26 protein-coding genes are annotated in these 22042 nt (G+C 59.1%); 12 read left to right on the top strand and 14 right to left on the bottom strand.

Annotated elements, in window-relative coordinates; all coding sequences use genetic code 11:
* Positions 1-172: 172 nt before the first annotated feature.
* Both MEB48_RS23370 and MEB48_RS23375 read right to left on the bottom strand, forming a co-directional pair.
* A complete protein-coding gene (locus MEB48_RS23370; RefSeq protein ID WP_237886227.1) occupies positions 173-1402 on the bottom strand; it encodes a winged helix-turn-helix domain-containing protein in 1230 nt (409 codons plus the stop codon).
* A gap of 64 nt (positions 1403-1466) precedes the next feature.
* On the bottom strand, positions 1467-1682 hold the full coding sequence (locus tag MEB48_RS23375) for a DUF1127 domain-containing protein (RefSeq protein ID WP_237886228.1): 216 nt from the start codon (positions 1680-1682) through the stop codon (positions 1467-1469).
* A gap of 96 nt (positions 1683-1778) precedes the next feature.
* On the opposite strand from MEB48_RS23375, the gene MEB48_RS23380 reads away from it, so the two are divergent.
* Complete coding sequence (locus MEB48_RS23380; RefSeq protein WP_237886229.1) at positions 1779-2633, top strand: LysR substrate-binding domain-containing protein; 855 nt, start codon at positions 1779-1781, stop codon at positions 2631-2633.
* Here MEB48_RS23380 and MEB48_RS23385 read toward each other — a convergent pair.
* Positions 2623-3372: a sulfite exporter TauE/SafE family protein gene (locus MEB48_RS23385; protein ID WP_442969119.1), complete on the bottom strand. Its 750-nt coding sequence runs from the start codon at positions 3370-3372 to the stop codon at positions 2623-2625. The genes MEB48_RS23380 and MEB48_RS23385 overlap by 11 nt on opposite strands.
* Before the next feature lie 109 nt (positions 3373-3481).
* On the opposite strand from MEB48_RS23385, the gene MEB48_RS23390 reads away from it, so the two are divergent.
* The 4 genes from MEB48_RS23390 (at position 3482) to MEB48_RS23405 (ending at position 6786) form a co-directional block, all read left to right on the top strand.
* Positions 3482-4438 (top strand): LysR family transcriptional regulator, encoded by a 957-nt coding sequence (locus MEB48_RS23390; RefSeq protein ID WP_237886230.1) that lies wholly within the window; start codon positions 3482-3484, stop codon positions 4436-4438.
* A gap of 69 nt (positions 4439-4507) precedes the next feature.
* Positions 4508-4969 carry a MarR family winged helix-turn-helix transcriptional regulator gene (locus MEB48_RS23395; RefSeq protein ID WP_237886292.1) on the top strand — a complete coding sequence of 154 codons (462 nt, stop codon included), beginning with the start codon at positions 4508-4510 and terminating at the stop codon, positions 4967-4969.
* 351 nt (positions 4970-5320) lie between these two features.
* Positions 5321-5740 (top strand): organic hydroperoxide resistance protein, encoded by a 420-nt coding sequence (locus tag MEB48_RS23400; RefSeq protein ID WP_052964019.1) that lies wholly within the window; start codon positions 5321-5323, stop codon positions 5738-5740.
* A gap of 32 nt (positions 5741-5772) precedes the next feature.
* Complete coding sequence (locus tag MEB48_RS23405; RefSeq protein WP_237886231.1) at positions 5773-6786, top strand: alpha/beta hydrolase; 1014 nt, start codon at positions 5773-5775, stop codon at positions 6784-6786.
* Between the two features lie 174 nt (positions 6787-6960).
* Here the strand turns inward: MEB48_RS23405 and MEB48_RS23410 are convergent, their stop codons facing one another.
* On the bottom strand, positions 6961-7530 hold the full coding sequence (locus MEB48_RS23410; protein WP_095055845.1) for an elongation factor P: 570 nt from the start codon (positions 7528-7530) through the stop codon (positions 6961-6963).
* Between the two features lie 48 nt (positions 7531-7578).
* Positions 7579-8721, bottom strand: a complete 1143-nt coding sequence (gene earP / locus MEB48_RS23415; protein WP_237886232.1) for an elongation factor P maturation arginine rhamnosyltransferase EarP — start codon at positions 8719-8721, stop codon at positions 7579-7581.
* 124 nt (positions 8722-8845) lie between these two features.
* Here earP and MEB48_RS23420 point away from each other — a divergent pair, with 124 nt between their 5' ends.
* Together MEB48_RS23420 and MEB48_RS23425 are read left to right on the top strand one after the other, a co-directional pair.
* Positions 8846-9244 (top strand): hypothetical protein, encoded by a 399-nt coding sequence (locus tag MEB48_RS23420; protein WP_237886233.1) that lies wholly within the window; start codon positions 8846-8848, stop codon positions 9242-9244.
* Positions 9245-9258: 14 nt separating this feature from the next.
* The gene (locus MEB48_RS23425) at positions 9259-9741 is read left to right on the top strand and encodes a GreA/GreB family elongation factor (protein WP_237886234.1); all 483 of its coding nucleotides are present in this window, start codon (positions 9259-9261) and stop codon (positions 9739-9741) included.
* 13 nt (positions 9742-9754) lie between these two features.
* Here the strand turns inward: MEB48_RS23425 and cysB are convergent, their stop codons facing one another.
* The 5 genes from cysB to MEB48_RS23450 all read right to left on the bottom strand — a co-directional run bounded on the left by cysB (position 9755) and on the right by MEB48_RS23450 (position 13708).
* A complete protein-coding gene (gene cysB, locus MEB48_RS23430) occupies positions 9755-10729 on the bottom strand; it encodes an HTH-type transcriptional regulator CysB (protein WP_007899921.1) in 975 nt (324 codons plus the stop codon).
* 113 nt (positions 10730-10842) lie between these two features.
* Entirely contained in the window at positions 10843-11346 is a 504-nt protein-coding gene (locus MEB48_RS23435) for a universal stress protein (RefSeq protein WP_095055841.1), read from the bottom strand.
* A gap of 97 nt (positions 11347-11443) precedes the next feature.
* Positions 11444-12349, bottom strand: a complete 906-nt coding sequence (locus MEB48_RS23440) for a 5'-nucleotidase (RefSeq protein WP_030132329.1) — start codon at positions 12347-12349, stop codon at positions 11444-11446.
* A gap of 25 nt (positions 12350-12374) precedes the next feature.
* A complete protein-coding gene (locus MEB48_RS23445) occupies positions 12375-13325 on the bottom strand; it encodes a putative 2-dehydropantoate 2-reductase (RefSeq protein WP_237886235.1) in 951 nt (316 codons plus the stop codon).
* On the bottom strand, positions 13322-13708 hold the full coding sequence (locus tag MEB48_RS23450; protein WP_237886236.1) for a thioredoxin family protein: 387 nt from the start codon (positions 13706-13708) through the stop codon (positions 13322-13324). Before MEB48_RS23450 ends, MEB48_RS23445 begins: the two co-directional genes overlap by 4 nt.
* On the opposite strand from MEB48_RS23450, the gene MEB48_RS23455 reads away from it, so the two are divergent.
* On the top strand, positions 13707-14135 hold the full coding sequence (locus MEB48_RS23455; protein WP_237886237.1) for a PilZ domain-containing protein: 429 nt from the start codon (positions 13707-13709) through the stop codon (positions 14133-14135). The genes MEB48_RS23450 and MEB48_RS23455 overlap by 2 nt on opposite strands.
* A 132-nt stretch (positions 14136-14267) precedes the next feature.
* Positions 14268-15344, top strand: coding sequence for a 3-deoxy-7-phosphoheptulonate synthase (locus MEB48_RS23460; RefSeq protein WP_038982203.1), 1077 nt, complete (start codon positions 14268-14270; stop codon positions 15342-15344).
* Positions 15345-15414: 70 nt separating this feature from the next.
* Here MEB48_RS23460 and MEB48_RS23465 read toward each other — a convergent pair whose 3' ends face one another.
* Entirely contained in the window at positions 15415-15696 is a 282-nt protein-coding gene (locus MEB48_RS23465; protein ID WP_030132333.1) for a GNAT family N-acetyltransferase, read from the bottom strand.
* 630 nt (positions 15697-16326) lie between these two features.
* Here MEB48_RS23465 and oprI point away from each other — a divergent pair.
* Entirely contained in the window at positions 16327-16578 is a 252-nt protein-coding gene (gene oprI, locus MEB48_RS23470) for an outer membrane lipoprotei OprI (RefSeq protein ID WP_003172710.1), read from the top strand.
* 123 nt (positions 16579-16701) lie between these two features.
* Here oprI and MEB48_RS23475 read toward each other — a convergent pair whose 3' ends face one another.
* The 3 genes from MEB48_RS23475 to MEB48_RS23485 form a co-directional block, all read right to left on the bottom strand.
* Complete coding sequence (locus MEB48_RS23475) at positions 16702-17673, bottom strand: L,D-transpeptidase family protein (protein WP_237886238.1); 972 nt, start codon at positions 17671-17673, stop codon at positions 16702-16704.
* A 215-nt stretch (positions 17674-17888) separates the two neighbouring features.
* Positions 17889-18182 (bottom strand): hypothetical protein, encoded by a 294-nt coding sequence (locus MEB48_RS23480; protein ID WP_007899882.1) that lies wholly within the window; start codon positions 18180-18182, stop codon positions 17889-17891.
* Between the two features lie 56 nt (positions 18183-18238).
* On the bottom strand, positions 18239-18844 hold the full coding sequence (locus MEB48_RS23485; RefSeq protein ID WP_237886239.1) for an arylesterase: 606 nt from the start codon (positions 18842-18844) through the stop codon (positions 18239-18241).
* Positions 18845-18854: 10 nt separating this feature from the next.
* Between MEB48_RS23485 and MEB48_RS23490 the strand changes: the two genes are divergently transcribed.
* Complete coding sequence (locus MEB48_RS23490; protein ID WP_237886240.1) at positions 18855-19538, top strand: ABC transporter ATP-binding protein; 684 nt, start codon at positions 18855-18857, stop codon at positions 19536-19538.
* Positions 19538-22042: an ABC transporter permease gene (locus tag MEB48_RS23495; protein WP_237886241.1), complete on the top strand. Its 2505-nt coding sequence runs from the start codon at positions 19538-19540 to the stop codon at positions 22040-22042. Before MEB48_RS23490 ends, MEB48_RS23495 begins: the two co-directional genes overlap by 1 nt.

A 22042-nucleotide genomic window follows, 5' to 3' on the forward strand; every position in this document is an offset into this window, starting at 1 on the left:
TGAAAGGTGTGTTTTCCCAGGTCGATGGCGGCAATAGCTACTTTCATGGCAACGGTCTCCGATAGGCCCCCTGCGAAAGCTTAGTGGGCAATCGCAGGGGGACGGGGGTAGCCATTTCATTAGTTGACCGCATTCCAAATGTGGGAGCGGGCTTGCTCGCGAAGGCGTCGGTTCAGTCACCATCAATCTGCACCAATGCCACCCGCAACCGCGCCGCACTCGCCCGCGGGCAATTCAACTGAATCTGCTCCAACCCCAACCAATCCGCCATCTGCCGCAGATTGACCGCCAACGCCAGCATCCCCGCCTCATCCAGCCCCGGCTCTTCCTCATGCACGGCATGCACCGCCAATCGGCTCAACGCCCGCTCGGCACGCAAGTCGACCCGCGCAGCAATCCGCTCATGGTGCAAAAACGGCAATACGTAATAGCCGTAGATGCGCTTGTGCTGCGGCGTATAAATCTCCAGCCGATAACGGAAATCGAACAATCGCTCGGTACGGCTGCGTTCCCAGATCAGCGAATCGAACGGTGAAAGCAGCGCGCTGGCCTCGACCTTGCGCGGTACTTTCGGCTCAGCCGGGCAATAGGCCGGTTGCCGCCAGCCTTCAACCTCACAGACCAGCAATTCACCCTCTTCGGCCAGCTCCGCCAGACGCGGCCGGCTGTCTGCCGGGCTCAAGCGAAAATAGTCCCGCAGATCCTTTTCCGTCGCCACGCCCAACGCATTGGCGGCATGCAGCAACAGACCGCGCTGAGCCTCGGCCTCACTGAGCAAAGGTTGTTGAAGTATCGCCGAAGGAATCACCCGCTCCGGCAAATCATAAAGCCGTTCGAAGCCGCGCCGACCGGCCACGGTCACTTCGCCGGCGGCGAACAGCCATTCCAGCGCATGCTTTTCCGCGCTCCAGTCCCACCACGGTCCTGCCCGTTCCTGTCGGGTCGACAAGCTGCCCGCAGCCAGTGCACCGAGCTCCTGAACCGAAGCCAGCACACGGCGAATCGTGTCTTGCCGCTCACGACCGAAGCGCGCCAATTGCTGATAGATGTCTTCGCCGCAGGTCGCGCGCTGCATGCGCCAGCGCATCAAGGGGTACATCGACAAGGGCAGCAGAGACGCTTCGTGGCCCCAGTACTCGAACAACGTGCGTCGACGGCCTTGACTCCAGGCAGCCTGATCGAGCAAGTCGGATGAATAATTGCCAAGACGGGAAAACAAGGGAAGGTAGTGCGAACGCACCAACGCATTGACCGAATCGATCTGCAGGATGCCCAAGCGTTCGATCAGCCGGTTGAGCTGAACCGCTTTGATCGCCGCCGGCGGCTGGCGCCCATTGAACCCTTGGGCGGCCAGCGCCAGACGCCGAGCCTGTTTGAGGGAAAAAGACAGTGTGGCGGGCATGAGCATCTCCTTGTCTGCTCGCAACCTACCTCACCCGCAAGCGGTTTGTGTAGCGATGGCATCATCATTTATGCATCGGATCATCCCAGAACGGTCTTACCGTCTCATGCTCCACATCCGCACGGCTCACGCCGATATCCTTCAGTGCTTCGTCGCTCAAGCCCGCCAACATTTCACGTTCACGGTGAAGTTCGTACCAGCGACTAAACTTGTGCAGCAGATCGGATACCGCGTGGATTGAGAATTTTTCTTGCGTTACATGCTCGTTGTGACCTTTCATCGTGTAGCCCTCCTTTAGGGATGGCCCAAGTCTCGCGCCAGCGATAAGATCAATCCAACGAATGTTTCTGATGGCATACATCTCGGAGATTGATGAATGTCCGCTTACCCCAGTATCGACACCGATGTCCTGCGCACCTTCGTCGCTATCGCCGATCAGGGCGGTTTTACCCGCGCCGGTGAAATGGTCAACCGCACCCAGTCGGCGGTGAGCATGCAGATGAAACGCCTGGAAGAGGACGTGTTGCAGCGCCAGCTGTTCGAACGCGACGGGCGCCAGGTCAAGCTGACCGCCGAAGGCCAGGTATTGCTGGGCTATGCGCGGCGCATCCTCAAACTCCATAGCGAAGTCTTCAACACCCTGCGTGAGCCGCACATGGTCGGCACCGTGCGCATCGGCACGCCCGATGATTACGTCATGCGCTTTCTGCCGGGCATCCTGTCGCGCTTCGCGCAGTTCTACCCGTTGATCCAGATCGAGGTTCATTGCGAATCGACCCGGCAACTGTTGCAGCGCCAGGACCTGGACCTGTCCATCGTCACCCGTGAGCCGGGTAACGAGATTGGCCAATTGTTGCGCAAGGAGCGTTTTGTCTGGGCCGAAGCCCAATGCTTCAGCGCCCATGAGCAAACACCGTTGCCGCTGGCGATGTTCAACAGTGATTGTTTCTGCCGCGTCTGGGCATGCAATGCTCTGGATGCCATGGGCCGCGACTACCGGATTGCCTACAACAGCTCCAGCCTGTCTGCGTTGATGGCCGTGGTCAGCGCGGGGCTGGCGATCACCGCGCAGCTGGAAAGCCTGATCACACCGGACATGCGCATCCTTGGTGCCAACGAAGACCTGCCAGTGTTGCCGGAAGCCAGCATCATGCTCATCCGCAACCTGAACAACCCTTCGCCGATCACTGAATGCCTGGCCGAGCACATCGTCGAAGGTTTCAAACTTTAAACGCGAGCATCACTGCGCAGACCACCAGAAAACCACAGAACAGCCCGCGCAGGAGTCGCTCCGGCAATGCGTGGGCAATTCTCACGCCCCAACTGATGCTCATCAATCCACCGACCGCCAACGGCACACCGATCGCCCAATGCACCTGATCGTGCACCGCATAAGTTGCCAGGGTGACACCCGTGCTCGGCAACGCCAGCGCCAGCGCCAACCCCTGGGCAACCACTTGAGTGGTCCCGAACAGGCTGGTCAATACCGGCGTTGCCACCACCGCCCCGCCCACTCCAAATAGTCCACCCATCGTCCCGGAAGCTGCGCCGAGCACACCCAACCACGGCCAGGAATAGCGCATCTGCGAAGAGGCCGGTGCGTTGGCGGTGAACATTCGCATCAGGTTGTAGGCCGACAGCGCAATCAGGAAAGCGACGAAGCCCAAGCGCATGGTTTGCGCATCGATACCCACCGCCCAGATCGAACCGATCCAGGCAAAGCAAAAACCCATCAAGGCCAATGGCAGCGCATGACGCAATTCGATGCGATTGCGCTGGTGATAGCGCCACAACGCCAGCATCACGTTCGGCACCACCATCACCAGCGCCGTGCCTTGGGCAATCTGCTGATCAAGACCGAACCACACGCCGAGCAGCGGGATCGCGACCAGCCCGCCACCGATGCCGAACAGTCCGCCAAGGGTTCCCAGGGCCGCGCCAAAAACCAGATACATCAAGAACTCAATCACAGGCGATTTTCCTTTTGTCAGGCTGTTCATCCTACGCAGTCAGCTCTGGCGGGGAAACGCACAGCAACGCACAATGGCTGTGCCAACTTCGCACAAGTGCCGACGAACCATGAACCCCAATCAATTGACCGAACAACTTGGCCTGTTTCTCGATGTGCTGGAAAGCGGCAGTTTTTCCGCTGCATCCCGACGCCATCCATTGACGCCTTCGGCCGTGGCGCGACGCATCGACAGCCTCGAAAGCGCGGTCGGCAGCCAGTTGTTCATACGCAGCACCCACGCGGTACGAGCGACCCCGGCCGGTCTGGCTTTTGCCGAGCGTGCGCGGCGCATCGTCGCTGAGCTGCGCCTGGCCCGGGCGGAAGCGGTGTCCCTGAGCAGTGCGCCGGAAGGCTTGATTCGGGTGGATGCACCAGCAGCCTTCGGGCGCCGACATCTGGCGCCGGTAATTGCTGACTTCCTGACGCTTTACCCCGGCCTCGACGTGCAATTGCACCTGATCGACAGCTTTGTCGACATGCAGGGCTCGAACCTGGGCAAAGTCGATCTGGTGTTGCGTGCCGGACAGATGGCCGATACCCGGCTGGTGGCCACGCCGCTGGCGAGCATGGTGCGCATCGCCTGCGCCAGCCCCGATTATTTGCAGCGCCGTGGCGTGCCGACCGATCCGGCGCAGTTGACCGAACACGATGGCCTCGACTGGGAGGGTCTGGCTCCACCGTTCGCCTGGCGCTTCGAGCGAGATGGGCAGATGCACTTGCACCGGCCAGCTCGAATCCGCATGAGCGCCAACAATGCCGAGGCGCTGGTCTGCGGTGCGCTGGCTGGATTGGGCATCGCGCACTTGCCGACCTGGCTCGCCAGCGAATATTTATTACGTGGCGAACTGCTGCCGCTGTTTTGCGAGAACGGTCTGCCAAAACCGGAAAGCACCGGTATTTATGCGTTGCGCCTGGAGCAGCAACCCAGTTCGCGCAGCCGCTTGTTGCTGGAATACCTGAAAACCCGTTTCAGTCCCATTCCGCCATGGGATCTGGCGCTGCAAACCAATCTGGACCGCCACTAGTCCAGAATTATCTGGCGCATTAAAGATTCGCCCGCTAGATTCATGACGATCACTGATCAAGGCTTTGAAATGAACACCGAGCGCAACAACCCGGATAACTGCGACGACCTGCTGCTGGACAATCAGGTCTGCTTCGCCCTGCATTCCACCTCGCTGCTGATGACCAAGGTCTACAAGCCGCTGCTACAAGCGCTGGGCCTGACCTATCCGCAGTACCTGGCGATGATGGTGTTATGGGAAAAGGATGGGCTGACGGTCGGCGAAATCAGCACCCGACTTCTGACCGATCCCGGCTCCCTCACCCCGCTGCTCAAACGTCTGGAAGCCGAAGGGCTGCTGAGCCGCACCCGCAGCCGTGAAGACGAACGGGTGGTGATTGTCGAACTCACCGAGCAAGGCCGGGCGCTGCGAGACAAGGCGCGCGATATTCCCCAGTGTATCCTCGGCGCCAGCGGACAAACGCTGGAACAGTTGAAGAAGCTGCAAGCGGATCTTCAAGCGTTGCGGAGTCATCTGCAAGACAGCCTCTGACCTACAAAACACCACGAATCCCCTGTGGGAGCGGGCTTGCTCGCGAAAGCGGACTGTCAGCCAGCACTAATGCTGGCTGACAGTCCGCTTTCGCGAGCAAGCCCGCTCCCACATTTGTTTTGTGGTGTCCTTTCCCCTCGTTCGCCTCCCTTCCTCGAAAAAAATTCCCCGCAAAAATCCCGCTTCGACAGCTCTAACTCAACACGTTTAATCGAGCGCGTTCACTTCGGGTCAAATTTTCTTCAAAATTTATCTTGCGCGCTAAATATTAGCGAGGTACATTCACCTCGCACTTACTTAGCGCGCAAACATTTAGCGCAAAAACATCAAAATCCGAATGAGGCTCACACCATGCAAACTCTCTACACCGCAATCGCAACCTCCACCGGCGGCCGTGACGGTCGTGCGATCTCCAGTGACAACATCCTCGACGTCAAACTCGCTACCCCGAAAGAACTTGGTGGTGCTGGCGGCGCGGCAACCAACCCTGAACAACTGTTCGCCGCCGGCTACTCCGCCTGCTTCATCGGCGCGTTGAAATTCGTCGCCAGCCAGACCAAACGCAAAATCCCGGACGACGCGTCGATCACCGCCCATGTCGGCATCGGTCAGATTCCCGGCGGTTTCGGTCTGGACATCGACCTGCACATCAGCCTGCCGGGTCTTGAGCAAGCCGATGCACAAAGCCTGGTCGAAGCTGCCCACCAGGTCTGCCCGTACTCCAACGCCACCCGTGGCAATGTCGATGTGCGCCTGCACGTTACCGTCTAACCGCTGAGTCCAAGGTCGAACAGGAAATGAATATGAACACTTTCAGCAAAGTCTTGACCGGTACTCTTCTCGCCCTGTCCATCAACAGTGCATTCGCAGGCAATGGGGTTGAACACAATACCCAGGCGTTCCTCGACGCACTGAATGCCGGCACCGGCAAACCGCTGGAACAGCTCACTCCCGCCGATGCCCGCGCGGTGTTGGTAGGCGCGCAGGCCGGAGTGAAACTGACGCTGCCCAAAGCAGATGTCAGCGAGAAAACCATCCAGGTCGACGGCCAACCGATCAGTCTGACCATCGTTCGGCCGGCCGGGGTCAAAGGCGAGCTGCCGGTGTTCATGTTCTTCCATGGCGGAGGTTGGGTGCTGGGGGACTTCCCGACCCACGAACGACTGGTTCGGGATTTGGTAACGGGTTCGGGCGCGGCGGCGGTGTTCGTCAATTACACGCCATCGCCGGAAGCGCATTATCCGGTGGCGATCAACCAGGCCTACGCCGCGACGAAGTGGGTGGCCGAGCACGGTAAAGAGATCAACGTCGACGGCAAACGTCTGGCTGTGGCCGGTAACAGCGTCGGTGGCAACATGGCAGCCGTGGTTGCGCTGATGGCCAAAGATAAAGGCACGCCGGCGATCAGGTTCCAGGTGTTGTTGTGGCCGGTGACGGATGCCAGCTTCGAAACGGCGTCCTACAACCAGTTCGCCGAGGGGCACTTCCTCACCAAAAACATGATGAAGTGGTTCTGGGACAACTACACCACCGATGCCAAACAACGGAACGAGATCTACGCCTCACCGCTGCGGGCGACCACCGCACAACTCAAGGGCTTGCCACCCGCTCTGGTGCAGACGGCCAGCGCCGATGTACTGCGCGATGAGGGTGAAGCCTACGCCCGCAAACTCGACGAGGCGGGTGTACCGGTGACGGCAGTGCGCTACAACGGCATGATCCACGACTACGGTTTGCTCAACGTAGTGAGCCAGGTGCCCGCGGTGCGCTCGGCGATGTTGCAAGCGTCTGAAGAACTCAAGCAACACCTGAAGTAATACCGTCCCCTGTAGGAGCGAGCTTGCTCGCGAAGACGGCGGTACAGTCAACATTGATGTCGCCTGATATACCGCTTTCGCGAGCAAGCTCGCTCCTACAGGGGTCCGCGGATTTCCAGAACGCACAAAAAAGCCCGACTCAATGGTCGGGCTTTTTCATTCCTGAGGCTGTGCTTATTTAGCACGGCCTTTGTAGGAACCGCCTTCGCGGGTATCGATCTCGATCATGTCGCCGATTTCGATGAAGTCAGCAACCGACAGCTCGGTACCGTTCTTCAGTTTGGCAGGCTTCATCACCTTGCCGGAAGTGTCACCGCGAGCGGAACCTTCGGTGTAGTCAACCTGACGCACGATGGTGGTCGGCAGTTCTACGGAAACCAGACGTTCCTCGAAGAAGATCGCTTCGCAAACGTCGGTCATGCCTTCTTCAACGAAAGGCAGAACGGCTTCGATGTCTTCAGCGTTCAGCTCGTACATGGTGTAGTCGGTGGTGTCCATGAACGTGAAGGTGTCGCCGCTGATGAAGGACAGGGTCGCTTCTTTGCGGTCGAGGATTACGTCGTCCAGTTTGTCGTCGGCGCTGTAAACGATCTCGGTCTTGTAACCGGTCAGCAGGTTCTTCAGCTTGGTCTTCATGATCGCGCTGTTACGACCGGACTTGGTGAATTCAGCTTTCTGAACCAGCCAAGGATCGTTTTCGAGACGGATCACGGTACCGGGTTTCAGTTCTTTACCAGTTTTCATTGCGAATATCCGAATTTGGATGGGATTTACAAAAATCTAGGCCGCGTATCATATCCAATTTAGGTAAAACTGTACCAGCGCTGCGGCAAGATCTGCCTGCAAGGCTTGTTCCAGACACCATGTCTCGGCATGTTTTTCCAGTTCAGGCCAGTGTTTGCGGGTTGATTTCCAGTGTTCAGTCATTGTCTCACCTGCATTCCATGCCCGCCATAGACCGCTGATCGCCTCACCAGCAGGTTTGGACAAGCCTTGGGTGTACAGGGTCAGGAAGGCATCGAGCTTGTCCAGATGGATGTCTTCGTCCTGCTGATAGATGTGCCAGAGCAGCGGACGGCCTGCCCATTGAGCGCGAACAAAGGAATCTTCGCCGCGCACGGCGTTGAAATCGCAGCTCCACAGCAGCAGGTCATATTGATCCTGTCGGACGAACGGCAGCACTTGCACAGTCAAGGCGTCCCGCACATGCACCGCACCGGCTGTCAGCCCGTCCACGCCGAGCCAGCGTTCGACGTCGCCGAGAATCCGCCCTTCGGGTACCAGCAGATGAGTGGGCGTCGAGTCGGCCGCCATCGTGTCAAGCCAACTGGCCAGCCCGGTGTTTTCGTAGGCAAACAACGAGATCAGCTGTGCAATCGGCGCGCGATCAACCCCCAAGCCTTGCAGGAATTCTCGCCGAGCTTGCGGACTTTGCTGAAACTGCCGACGCCGCTCCAGCAATCCACTTTCACGCAGCAGGCCACCAGTGCCTTTGCGAAAGCCCGGGAAGAAAAAGAACTTCTGCACGTTCTTGTACTTTACCGACGGCAAGCCGTGGCAGCCGACGACCCAGTCTTCGGCACTCAGATAATCGAGGTTCATCCACAGCGGTGGTTTTTCCCGTTCGGCCATGGCTTCCATGTAGGCACTCGGCAACTGGCAGGCGAATGCGGCGATGACGACATCAGCGGCTTCGGTGGGTTGCCAGTCGGTCGACCACTGTCGTACCTCGACGCCCTGCTGCCATTGCTGCGCAGCGTTGATATCGATTTGCGGACACAAACGCTCGAAGGCTCGCAAGTCGTCGACCCACAGGCGCACCGCCACTGAATGTTCGGCCACCAGTTGTCGGGCCAGGCGCCAGGTCACACCGATGTCGCCGAAGTTGTCGACCACGGTGCAAAAAATATCCCAGCGGGTTTTCATTTCAGACATTCCAGGCTCCCGTTGGCAAAGGCGCTGATTCTCCGCATAAATTACCCCGCGCAGAAGAGCCGACGGCGATTAATCTTCATGCGACAATCGCCACTTGCCCGCGACCATCCGCCAGGAGACAGTAATGCCCTACCGTCCCAACCCGCGCCGCCCCTTGCCGATTCAGTTTAATGCGCTGCAACTGAGCGGCAGCATTGCCCTCGGTGTGTGGCTGGGATTCATCGCGATCGCACTGACGTGCTGGCTCGCCTGGCGTCTGTTGTTCAACGAACAATTAGCGCCCTTGGCCCAGGCGGTGGAGCAACTGGCCAAGCCTCCGGTGATTGAGCAACCTGCCCCGCAGAACCCGATGTTCGAACAGTACGAAGACCATCTGCGCAGGAATGAACAGCAACAAATGGTGGAACAGGCCAGAAGCAGCAAACACAATCTGTCCAATCCAAAATGCCAGTTCTGGCTGCAGCAAAATCAAACTGCGCCGAGCGAAAAAAGCCGCGCCAACGTCCTGCAATTCTGCGATTGATCATGAAGCTCTCTATGCACAAGCCGACCGTCCACCAACTGATTATCGACAAGCTGCGGATCGATCTCGACATCGCCGAGCGCGCCGCGCAAACCGCTTACGAAACCGCGACCCACGAAGAAAACATAGCCGAGAACAAGTACGACACCCTGGGGCTGGAGGCGTCTTACCTGGCGGCCGGACAGGCCAGACGAGTGGAAGAAATCAGGCAGTCATTGACCCTTTGCCAGAACCTGACTCTGCGGCCTTATGACGATCAGCGCGGTATCGAAGTCGGCGCCCTGCTCGGCCTGGAAGACGCAACGGGTCGCGAACAATGGCTATTCCTGGCCCCCGACGCGGCCGGGCTGAAGGTTGATATGGTGGGGCAACTGATTACCGTCATCACCCCCCGCTCGCCGCTGGGCAAAAGCCTGCTGGGCAAGTTCGAAGGGGATGAAGTGGAGATTCTGGTGGCGGGCGCTCGGCAACAGTTTTCTGTTACCGAGGTGGTCTAGCGATTATCTGCATTTAATGAACCGGCAGTTCGACGCCGTCGAACAGCTCTTCCAGTTCCTGTTTGTTGTGGCACTGAATGGCCTTGGCCATGACTTCGCGGGTCAGGTGCGGAGCGAACTTTTCGATGAAGTCGCACATGAAACCACGCAGGAACGTGCCACGACGGAACCCGATTTTGGTAATGCTGGATTCGAACAACTCGCTGGCATCGAGCACCACCAGGTCGCTATCGAGCTTGGTGTCGACCGCCATTTTCGCCACGATACCCACACCGAGGCCGAGACGAACGTAAGTCTTGATCACGTCGGCGTCGGCGGCGGTGAACACCACTTTCGGTGTCAGGCCACGATGGCTGAAAGCTTCGTCGAGTTTCGAACGGCCGGTGAAACCGAACACATACGTCACGATCGGGTATTCGGCCAGGGCTTCGAGGGTCAGCTTCGACAGCTTGGTCAGCGGGTGGCCCTGAGGCACGACCACGCAGCGGTTCCAGCGGTAGCACGGCATCATCACCAGATCACCGAACAACTCCAGCGCTTCGGTGGCGATGGCGAAATCGACGGTGCCGTCGGCTGCCATCTCGGCGATCTGCATCGGCGAACCCTGGTGCATGTGCAGGGCAACGTCCGGGTATTGCTTGATGAAATTGCTGATCACCGGTGGCAACGCATAACGCGCCTGGGTGTGCGTGGTGGCGATCGACAAGGTGCCCTTTTTCTCGTTGGAGAATTCCTGGGCGATCTGCTTGATGCTTTCAACTTTGCGCAGGATCTCACCAGCGGTGGTGATGATGCGCTCGCCGGCCGGGGTAACACGCGTCAGGTGCTTGCCGCTGCGGGCGAAAACCTCGACCCCCAATTCGTCTTCAAGTAGACGAATCTGTTTGCTGATGCCCGGTTGCGAGGTGTAGAGGCTTTGGGCAGTAGCAGAAACGTTGAGGTCGTGGTGCGCCACTTCCCAGATGTAGCGCAATTGTTGAAGCTTCATATGAATCCCTCAAAGCAGGTAGACGCCACGGGCATCAGCGACGATATATAACTATATTAATGGTTTGATTAATAAATCTAGAACTTTTTTATCAAAATGCCATTATTCGTGTCCTAGCGATCGCCTTTGCGCCGACGCTCCATCAGCGGCACCAGATAGACCGGCACCCTGGACAGTTGCAGCACGCGCGCAGCGGTTCGACCCAATGGCGTTTCCGCGCCAGCGCCATGACTGTGACTCCCTACGATCAGCAAATCGACGGAGAGTTTCTGCGCCTGGTCGAGAATTACCTGCGACGGATCGCCCTGCACTACCCGCACTGCCCGAATCCGTTCCAGGTCCTGCTCCCCCTCATCTCCCAGTTCTTCGCGAAAGCTGTCGAGCACCCGCTGCTCGATATTGGCAATCACCGTATTCAGGCCCTGACTGTGAAACTCGTTCAAGGCCTGCTCATCGAGGTAACTCTGAAGCACCGACTCGGCGAACAATCCCATCGGCTCAACCGCATGCACCACATACAAGTCGGCATTGAATGTTCGAGCCAGTGCCAACGCATGCTGCATCACAAAAGGTGCATACAGACCGAGGTCGGTGGCATACAGCATCGAATGAATCATAGTGACCTCCTTTAATGCCAACATGGCGGAGATTGATTCAGCTTAGCAGTGCCATGGCGAGAGCGGCGTTCGGCGCAACGCATTGAACCGCAGCGCTTTAAATCGACGGCTCGTTACTGATGCCATGCGGCACGTGACCGGTGGCGACCACTTCGCGGGCCAGCTCGCAATGGCCAGCCTGATCGTCGAAAAATACGTCCGCGGCAAAGGCTTCGAGAAAAGCCGATTTGGTCAGCCCCCCAAGGAACAGCGATTCGTCCAGACGGATGTCCCATTCACGCAAGGTGCGGATCACCCGTTCATGGGCCGGCGCCGAGCGCGCGGTTACCAGTGCGGTGCGGATCGGACAGGCATCGTCGGGGAACTCGCGCTGCAAAAGATTGAGCGCTGCGAGGAAGCCTTTGAACGGCCCGCCACGCAGGGGTTCGCGGGCTGATTCGCGTTCGCTGGCCTGAAACGCTGCCAGGCCTCCCGACTGATAGACCCGCTCCGACTCATCGGAAAACAGCACCGCGTCACCGTCGAAAGCAATGCGCAATTCATCGCTGGCGGCGCGACTGGCACCGCCCGACAGAATAGTCGCTGCGGCGAAACCTGCATCCAGCGCACTGCGCACATCGTCGGCATGGGTCGAAAGAAACAGGTCGCAGCCAAAGGCCTTGAGGTACGGATAAGGACTGCGCCCGCCGACAAATGCCGCACGCGAGATCGCCAGGCCATAGTGATGAATCGAGTTGAAAACCCGCAGGCCGGTGTCGGCACTGTTGCGCGACACCAGAATTACCTCGACCCGGGCACGGCCGAGACTGGCGTTCAGGTTCAGGAGTTTTTCGACCAACGGGAACGCATCGCCGGGCTCGAGAATTTCGTCTTCATGTTCGATCTGGTATTGCCGATAGGCTTCGACACCGCTCGACAGATAAACCTTGTGGCTCTCGCTCAAGTCGAACAGCGCCCGCGAAGAAATCGCCAGCACCAGTTTGTCGTCTATGCCATTGGCCATGCCCTTCCCTCTCCTTTTGACCGACTCAGTGATTACGTCGGTCGATAAAACTCAAGCTGCGATACAAGGCTTCGATTCGCGGTAATTCACATCCCGCGGCTTTCGCCGCCGCCAGTGGCCGAGTGTAGATCGCGTCCAGTTCCAGCGGTCGTTTGTGCAGGAAGTCGTGGTACATGCTCGGCCAATAGTCGGGCATTTTCTCGGTCATCATGAACAGATAATCGGCGTAACCCGGCGGTATGTCGTGGCCACAGGCCTTGGCTCCCTGAACCACTTCGGCCATCAAGGCCTGAATCAGCGCGCAACTGTCGGCATCCGCCATCAACGGCGTGGTGCTGGCTCCGAGTAGAACCGACAGACCGTTGTAGGGAATATTCCAGACCAGTTTCTGCCAGCGCGCCTGGTGCAGGTTCGGCATGGCCTGGGCGTCGATGCCGGCGCCGCGAAACAGCCCGGCGCCTTCCTCGACGATGTTCATGCGCGCTTGTTCATCGGCAGCGGTACCGCTGTGATAGCCGACGTTCACCGCCCCGAGCGCCTGATGGGTAATGACCCCTGGACCAACGCGATGGACGCAGATCAGACAGAGCCCGCCGAGCAGGTGCAGCGAATCGGGGAGCAACTCACGCAGAGTGTCTTCGACGTCCAGGCCATTTTGCAGCAACAGCACTTTGGCATCGGGTGCCGCGGCTTGAATAATGGCCGGTGCCAGGTCCGCGTTATTGGTGGTCTTGGCGCCTACCAGTAACCAGTCGCAGGGTGGCATGTCTGCGGCCGACGAATAGGCCTGGACCGGGTTCAAGACCAGCGGGCCCAACGACGCATGATCAAGATGCAAGCCGCGTTCGGCCACCGCGGAAAACTCACTGCGCAACAGAAAATGCACATCGAAACCGGCACGCGCCAGCATCAGCCCGTAGAACCCACCGATCGCCCCGGTCCCGATAATGCCGATTGTCGGCCTGGCCACTGTCATGGCAACTCCTCTGCTTGTCGACTCAGCGCCTGACCCACGGCCTCATTGAGCGCCGTGGAGGTCAGACGCGACTGTAGCGCCCCGAAGAACTCACCGTCGCGCACCACAAACAGCGCCGGCAAATGAAAGACCCGATAACGCTCCACCACTCCGCCATTGTTGCCGGCATCGATCCAGCACAGTCGATCGACCGCCAGATCGAACGTGGGCAATTGTTCACGGGCAAAACGGCAACTGGCGCAGCCGACGCTGGTAAAAATCACCAGGGAAATGCCGTTCATCGCCAACAGCCGTTGGTCGACGTCGAAATCGGTCAGTTCCGATTCGACCACTATACTGGGAGAAACGATGTCAGATGGCCGACACAGGGAGTCCGTGTTCATGAGACGTTATCTTCCTCATCCTGACGATGTGCCCGTTGAATTAACGTTGTTCCAACATGAGTGTATTTCGCGACAACAGCTGCACACTATCAGCCTCGGTGGCATGGCTTGCAATTATCACCGCGCGTGGCGCCACGGTACGGCGCTGGAAATACGCATGCCGACGCTGAACCCGGACTTGCGTTTTCTGGGTTATGTGGCTTGGTGCCTGCGACGCAAGCGCGGCTATCTGGTTGGCATCGCCTTTGTTGACGAACAGATGCTGTTCAGTGCCCGGATGGGCGAACAGGTCTGTCAGATCGAACGTTACCGCCGCCAGCATGACGCGCACGACGATCTGCAGGATATTCAGGCCCTCGCTCTCGAATGGGTCCAGCAGCACGCCGACGAGTTCTCCCATGACACGGTCCGCAAGGCATTTGCATAGTTAAACCGGTGTCTGCCCATTGTCTAGCCACGGTGTAACGCGCTAAGGTTCAGCTTCCCGACGCGCTTAATTTGCTGTGCTCCGCCGCGCGGGTTCGCTGGCGGCCGGCACCCGTGACCTGACGAGTAAACGATGGCTGATTTACCGATCAACGACCTTAACGTCGCCTCCAACGAGACCCTGATCACTCCCGATCAGCTCAAGCGTGATATCCCTCTGAGCGACGCTGCCCTGCGCACCGTCACCAAGGGCCGCGAAGTCATTCGCAACATTCTTGATGGCACCGACCACCGCCTGTTCGTCGTGATCGGGCCGTGCTCGATCCATGACATCAAGGCTGCCCACGAATACGCCGAGCGCCTGAAGGTGCTCGCGGCCGAAGTGTCCGATACCCTGTATCTGGTCATGCGCGTGTATTTCGAGAAACCACGTACCACCGTCGGCTGGAAAGGCTTGATCAACGACCCGTACCTGGACGACTCGTTCAAGATTCAGGATGGCCTGCACATCGGTCGTCAGTTGCTGCTGGACCTGGCTGAGATGGGCCTGCCGACCGCGACCGAAGCCCTCGACCCGATCTCCCCGCAATACTTGCAGGACCTGATCAGCTGGTCGGCGATCGGCGCACGCACCACCGAATCCCAGACTCACCGTGAAATGGCTTCCGGCCTGTCCTCGGCCGTCGGCTTCAAGAACGGCACCGATGGCGGCCTGACAGTGGCCATCAACGCCTTGCAATCGGTCTCCAGCCCGCACCGCTTCCTGGGCATCAACCAGGAAGGTGGCGTGTCAATCGTCACCACCAAGGGCAATGCCTACGGTCACGTGGTTTTGCGCGGCGGCAACGGCAAACCGAACTACGATTCGGTCAGCGTCGCGCTCTGCGAGCAAGCGCTGAACAAGGCAAAGATCAAGCCGAACATCATGGTCGATTGCAGCCACGCCAACTCCAACAAGGACCCGGCTCTGCAACCGCTGGTGATGGAGAACGTCGCCAACCAGATCCTCGAAGGCAACCAGTCGATCATCGGCCTGATGGTCGAAAGTCATCTGAATTGGGGCTGCCAGGCGATCCCGAAAGACCTCGCCGACCTGCAATACGGCGTGTCAATCACCGATGCCTGCATCGATTGGACCGCCACCGAAAACACCTTGCGCAGCATGCACGCCAAGCTCAAGGACGTGCTGCCTAAACGCAATCGCAGCTGATCGCCGTTTCGTTTCACGCATAAAAAAACGCCAGGCTTAAACCTGGCGTTTTTTTATGCGTTCGCTTTGTTCACAACTTGGCGGCATGCCGCTGGTGACGCTCCATGTAGCGCTCCACGTAGGAACACGATGGAATGACCGTGTAGCCCATTTCCTCGGCATATTGCAGTGCCTGCTCGGTCAACGCCGCCGCGATGCCGCGACCACGCAGCGCGTTGGGTACAAAGGTACGATAAATATCCAGGGTCTGTTTCCCCAGATCCATATAGGTCAGGTAGGCACGATAACCGTCCACAGTGGTCTCGAACTGATGACCAGCCTGGTCATGGTGGATGGACAACGCCTCGCTCATCACTACTCCTCGCGGGTCTTTGATTTTGACCCCTACCTTACCGATGTTTTTCCGGCGAAGGAACATCTACGCCACCCCGTGCCTGAATGGACACCGAGAGAGCAACACCCATCTCGCGCAACCGAGCACGTACAAATAGTAGGCACCATTGGCAGAAATGCTCAAGGGACGCTCGTCATGCTGGCAGGAGGGTGTTGCCTGGGGTAATGCAGGGGCGGCTCGACCGGGATCTTCCCGAGTTCAAGCCTGAACATTGCCGGACATTGAGACTTAAGACGAGCGCCCTTTGTTTAAGTCACCTCAACATGGATAAAGATATGAGAGCCACTGCGCAAAATCCGAACAAAAGTGTGGACGATTCCATGTAGGCAGACTTTAGTCGAGACTGAAAAACAGCTGCCGACGCCGGGAACTTTTTTCCGGCGGCTCGCTCAGTTAGGGCTTCGCAGCTGGATATTTTTTATACAACGCAGTTAAAAGTTGCTCGAAAAAGAATCAACGCCTACAATTTTTTTTGCTTCTTGCTCGACGTCAGTTTACTTACTACAAGTAATGGGTAGTATGTACGCCGGCTATTTCCTCAATCTGAGGAGACAGCTACTTAATAGAAAGTCCTTGAAGGGGAACCCGATGAACAACGTTCTGAAATTCTCTGCTCTGGCTCTGGCCGCAGTTCTGGCTACCGGTTGCAGCAGCGTATCGAAAGAAACCGAAGCACGTCTGACTGCTACTGAAGACGCAGCAGCTCGCTCCCAGGCTCGTGCAGACGAAGCTTACCGTAAAGCTGATGAAGCTCTGGCTGCTGCTCAAAAAGCACAACAGACTGCTGACGAAGCTAACGAGCGTGCTCTGCGCATGCTGGAAAAAGCTAGCCGCAAGTAATAGTCCTTCGGGATTGTTATCAAGCCGACCCATTTTTTGGGTCGGCTTTTTTATTGCCCGCCCTTTCTGCAGGCCATAAAAAACCCGCCGACGCGGCTTGCATCGGCGGGTTACTTTAACGCGTTACTGCTGCAGGTCGATCGGTGCACTCGATACCATCGACGCCGACGGATTCGGTATTGCGATTTCCACCGGCAAACCATCTTCAGCGGCAACCACGTCACGCACGATATCCCAGTCCATACGCAAGTTGTTGGTGATGTCCTCACGCTTGAGCATCGCATTGATCACAGCGGTGTGCTTGTCGACCACCGAAGGGTTGCCAAGATCGTCCAGCGGCGTGTGCGCTTCCAGATAAACCTTGCCGGCGCTGAGGCCGAACTTGTACGGGTCGTTGATGATCCGCACCGACGTCCCGACTGGCACCATGCTGGCCATTTCCAGCACGTTATTGTTGAACATGCGGAAACAACCGTGGCTGGTGCGCATGCCGATGCCGAATTTCTTGTTCGAACCGTGAATCAGGTAACCCGGAGTGCCTAGCGTGAATTTGAACGGCCCCAGCGGATTGTCCGGGCCAGCCGGCACCACATTCGGCAGCGGATCGCCATCGGCCGCGTGCTCGGCCTTGATCGATGCTGGGGGGGTCCAGGTCGGGTTCGGCGTCTTGGCAATGATGCTGGTATGGGCAATCGGCGAGCCCCAGCCTTCACGACCGATACCCAGCGGGAAGGTGTACACCACGTTCCGGCCTTTCGGGAAATAGTAGAGACGGTATTCCGCCAGGTTAATGACGATACCTTCACGGGGGCCCGGCGGCAGGATGAAGCGCGTCGGCAGCACCACTTCGGTACCTGCGCCCGGCAACCATGGATCAACGCCCGGGTTGGCCGCGACCATTTCCGAATAGCCCAGATCGTAGGCAGTGCCAAGGTCGGCGAAGGTGTCTTCGTACTTGGCCTTGATCACCTGCACCTGACCGACAATGTCTTCACCGGGGGGTGGCAGGGGTAGCTCCAATGCTGCTACCGGACCCGCGACACAGAGGGCGGCAAGAGACAGGCAGCGGGTGACGGCGGGAAAGCGCGGCAACATCCGGAAAATCCTTCGCATGATCGACAAGGGTATAAAAACAGGATTGTACACCGCCGTCCGTTATTTCGGGGAGATGCAAGACCTGTGGCAAGCCCCAATGCCATGTAGGAGCGGGCTTGCCCGCGAAGACGGCGGCACAGTCAACATTGATGTTGCCTAGGACACCGCTTTCGCGGGCAAGCCCGCCATCTATGGCTATCCCTCGCCACAAGCCCCTAAAGCTCGAACCGCAACTCAGGCCAGATCGGCGAGGTGCCGCGCTTTTGCGATTCCAGAATGGCCCGGCATAGCGAGCACAGGCGCTGGTCCTGGAACACTGTACGGTCGACGCTCGACCAGCGCGGTTGCGCCGGCAACAGGCTGCCACACAAGGTTCGGTCCGCCGAGCCGCCCAATTCCAGCTGACGGGTCACCAGATGTACCCGCACTTCCTGACAGGCGAACAGATCCAGCTGTTCGTCAGGCTCGATCAGTTGGTAGGCAAAAAGGGACCAGGCAGGACGCGGCATCGGGGGCTCCAAATCGGGGGCGCCACCTTAGCCGAAACACCGCCGCTAGAAAAGCGTCAAAGCAGCGGTTTCAGTGTCGGCCAGACATTTTCCAGCAACTTGTCCTGAGCCGCCGCAGCCGGGTGCAGGCCGTCGCCTTGCATCAGGTTCGGATGACCACCCACGCCGTCGAGAAAAAACGGCACCAGCGGGATCTTTTTCTCGTTGGCGACCTTGGTGAAAACTTCGGCAAAGGCCTGGGTGTAACGCGCACCGTAGTTGGGCGGCAGTTGCATGCCCAGCAGCAGTACCTTGGCACCACTGGCGCGGGAGCTGTCGATCATCGACGCAAGATTTTGTTGCAATTGTGTTGGCAGCATTCCCCGCAGCCCATCGTTGCCCCCCAACTCGAGGATAACCAGCTCCGGTTTATGCTCTGCAAGCAGCGCCGGCAGGCGCGCCCGGCCTCCGGCGCTGGTGTCGCCGCTGATGGATGCATTGACCACCTTATCGTCGAAACCTTCGCGCTTGAGCCGTTGCTCAAGCAATGACACCCACCCCAAGCGGGTATCCAGGCCGAAACCGGCGCTGATACTATCGCCAACGATCAGGACTGTACCCGCCGCTGCGTTCTGGGCCATGCACATCAAGGCCAGGCCAGCACTCAAAAACCACACACGCATCGGATTCTCCATGGGCGCAAGCATTCTCACCGCGAAGAACCTCAGCAAAGTGGTTCCGAGCGCGGAAGGTGAACTGACTATCCTGCACGAACTCAGCCTGGAACTGAACAAGGGCGATAGCCTGGCCATCGTCGGCGCCTCCGGTTCCGGCAAATCCACCCTCCTCGGCCTGCTCGCCGGCCTCGACTTGCCGAGCGGCGGCGAAGTCACCCTCGCCGGGCAAGGCCTGAGCAATCTCGATGAAGATCAGCGCGCGCGCATCCGCGCCGAGCATGTGGGGTTTGTTTTCCAGTCTTTTCAGCTGCTCGACAGTCTCAACGCTTTGGAAAACGTCATGCTGCCGCTGGAACTCGATGGCCGCAGAGACGCCCGCGAGCGCGCCACCGAACTGTTGCAACGGGTCGGCCTGGGCCAGCGCCTGACCCACTCGCCGCGTCAGCTTTCCGGTGGCGAACAGCAGCGCGTGGCGATTGCCCGGGCGTTCGCCGCCGAGCCCGACGTGCTGTTCGCCGATGAACCCACCGGCAACCTCGACAGCCACACCGGCGAGCGCATCAGCGATCTGCTGTTCGAACTCAACCAGGAAAGCGGCACGACCCTGGTGCTGGTGACCCACGACGAACGCCTGGCACATCGCTGCCGGCGCCTGATCCGCCTTGAAGCCGGCCTGCTGGTCGCCCCTCTGGAGCCTTGATGGCACGCTTGCCGCTGTTGCGCCTGTTCAGTCTCGCCATCCGTCAATTGCTGCGCGATGCCCGCGCCGGTGAGTTGCGCGTGTTGTTCTTCGCCTTGCTGGTGGCTGTGGCGGCGAGTACCGCCATCGGTTACTTCGGCGCTCGCCTGAACAGCGCCATGCTGCTGCGCGCCACCGAGTTTCTCGGCGCCGACCTGGTGCTCGAAGGCAGCTCACCGGCGCGACCGGAACAGGTAAGGAGCGGCACTGAGCTGAGCCTTGAACACGCTCAAGTGGTGGAGTTTTCCAGCGTCATCGCCACCGACAACGGCATTCAGCTGTCCAGCATCAAAGCCGCCGATGACATCTATCCGTTACGCGGGGAACTGAAAAGCGCTCCCGCGCCTTTCGCGCCTGAAGAACCTGGCGGTGGTCCGAAACCCGGCGAAGCCTGGGTCGAAGCGCGACTGTTGACCGCATTGGACTTGAAGATTGGCGACAGCATCGACGTCGGCATGAAAACCCTGACGCTGGCACGAGTGTTGACCTATGAACCGGATCGCGCCGGCAATTTCTACAGCTTGACGCCACGCGTGCTGATTAACCTTGGCGACCTTGACGCGACCGGCGTGGTGCAACCCGGCAGTCGCGTCAGTTACCGCGAACTCTGGCGCGGCAACGCCCAGGCACTGGAAACCTATCGTCAGCTGATCAAACCCGGGCTGGCGGCGAACCAACACATACAGGATGCCCGGGACGGCAACCGACAGATCGGCGGCGCCCTGGGCAAGGCTGAACGCTATTTGAACATGGCCAGTCTGGTGGCGGTGCTGTTGTCCGGCGTGGCGGTGGCGTTGTCGGCGACCCGCTTCGCCACGCGCCGATTCGATGCCAGCGCATTGCTGCGCTGCCTGGGTTTGTCCCGTCGGGAAACCATGGTGCTGTTCAGTCTGCAATTGACCGTACTCGGATTGCTCGCCAGCATCAGCGGCGCCCTGCTCGGCTGGCTGGCGCAGCTCGGGCTATTTGCACTGCTGCATGATTTACTGCCGACCGATGTTCCACCGGGGGGGCTGCTACCAGCCATTGCCGGCATCGGCACCGGGCTGGTCGCGCTCGCCGGTTTCGCCCTGCCGCCGCTGGCCGCTTTGGGTCGAGTACCGCCGCTGCGCGTGTTGCGCCGCGACATGCTGCCGATTCCATCCAGCACCTGGATTGTTTATGGCGCGGCATTGGGTGCCCTCGGCCTGATCATGTGGCGCTTGAGCCTGGACCTGTTGCTGACCTTCGCCCTGCTCGGCGGCGGTGTGATCGCGGCGCTGGTGCTGGGTGGCTTGTTATTGTTGCTACTGAAGAGCCTGCGCCGAATGCTGGCGCGCGCCGCATTGCCATGGCGTCTCGGGTTGGGCCAACTGCTGCGTCATCCACTGGCGGCGGCGGGTCAAGCCCTGGCCTTTGGTTTGATTCTGCTGTCCATGGCGCTGATCGCTTTGCTGCGCGGCGAGTTGCTCGATACCTGGCAAAACCAGTTGCCTAAAAATGCCCCGAACTATTTCGCCCTGAACATTCTGCCGGCGGACAAACAAGCCTTTTCCGATCGCCTGATGGAATTGGCGGCACAATCGGCGCCGCTGTACCCGGTAGTGCCGGGACGACTGATCAGCATCAATGGCGAACCGGTGCAGGACATCGTCAGCAAGGATTCAGCCGGTGATCGAGCCATTCAACGCGACCTGAGCCTGACCTGGGCGGCAGAACTGCCGGCGGGCAACAAACTCACCGCCGGCAACTGGTGGGACCAGCAACCGACGGATGAAATACCCGGTGTTTCGGTTGAGGGTAAAGTCGCCGAAAGCCTCAAGCTCAAGCTCGGCGATCACATGGTGTTTACCGTCGGCGGAGTCAACCGGGAGGCAAAAGTCACCAGTCTGCGGGAGGTCAACTGGGACAACTTTCAGCCGAACTTTTTCATGATCTTCCAGCCCGGTACCTTGAAGGACTTGCCAGCGACCTACCTGACCAGTTTCTATCTGGCGGCCGGTCACGATCAGCAGATCGTCGACCTGTCCCGCAGCTTTCCCGCAGTGACCATTCTGCAAGTCGAAGCCTTGCTGGCGCAGTTGCGCAGCATCCTCGCTCAGGTCACCCTTGCGGTGGAATACGTGCTGTTGTTTGTGCTGGCGGCGGGGATGGCGGTGTTGTTCTCCGGTTTGCAGGCAACCCTCGATGAACGCATTCGCCAAGGTGCATTGCTGCGAGCGCTGGGTGCCGAGCGGCAGTTGCTGGTCAGGGCTCGACGGATCGAGTTCGGTTTACTCGGCGCGGTCAGCGGGTTGCTGGCGGCACTGGGTTCGGAACTGGTGAGCATGGTGCTTTACCGCTACGCCTTCGACTTGCCCTGGCATCCGCATCCGTGGCTATTGGTGTTGCCACTGATCGGCGCCGTGCTGATCGGTGGTGCCGGTGTGTTCGGCACACGCCGCGCATTGAACGCCAGCCCCCTGACAGTCTTGCGCGAGGGTTGA

Origin of the sequence: Pseudomonas sp. PGPR40 (genome assembly GCF_022014505.1) — a bacterium.
GTDB lineage: Bacteria > Pseudomonadota > Gammaproteobacteria > Pseudomonadales > Pseudomonadaceae > Aquipseudomonas.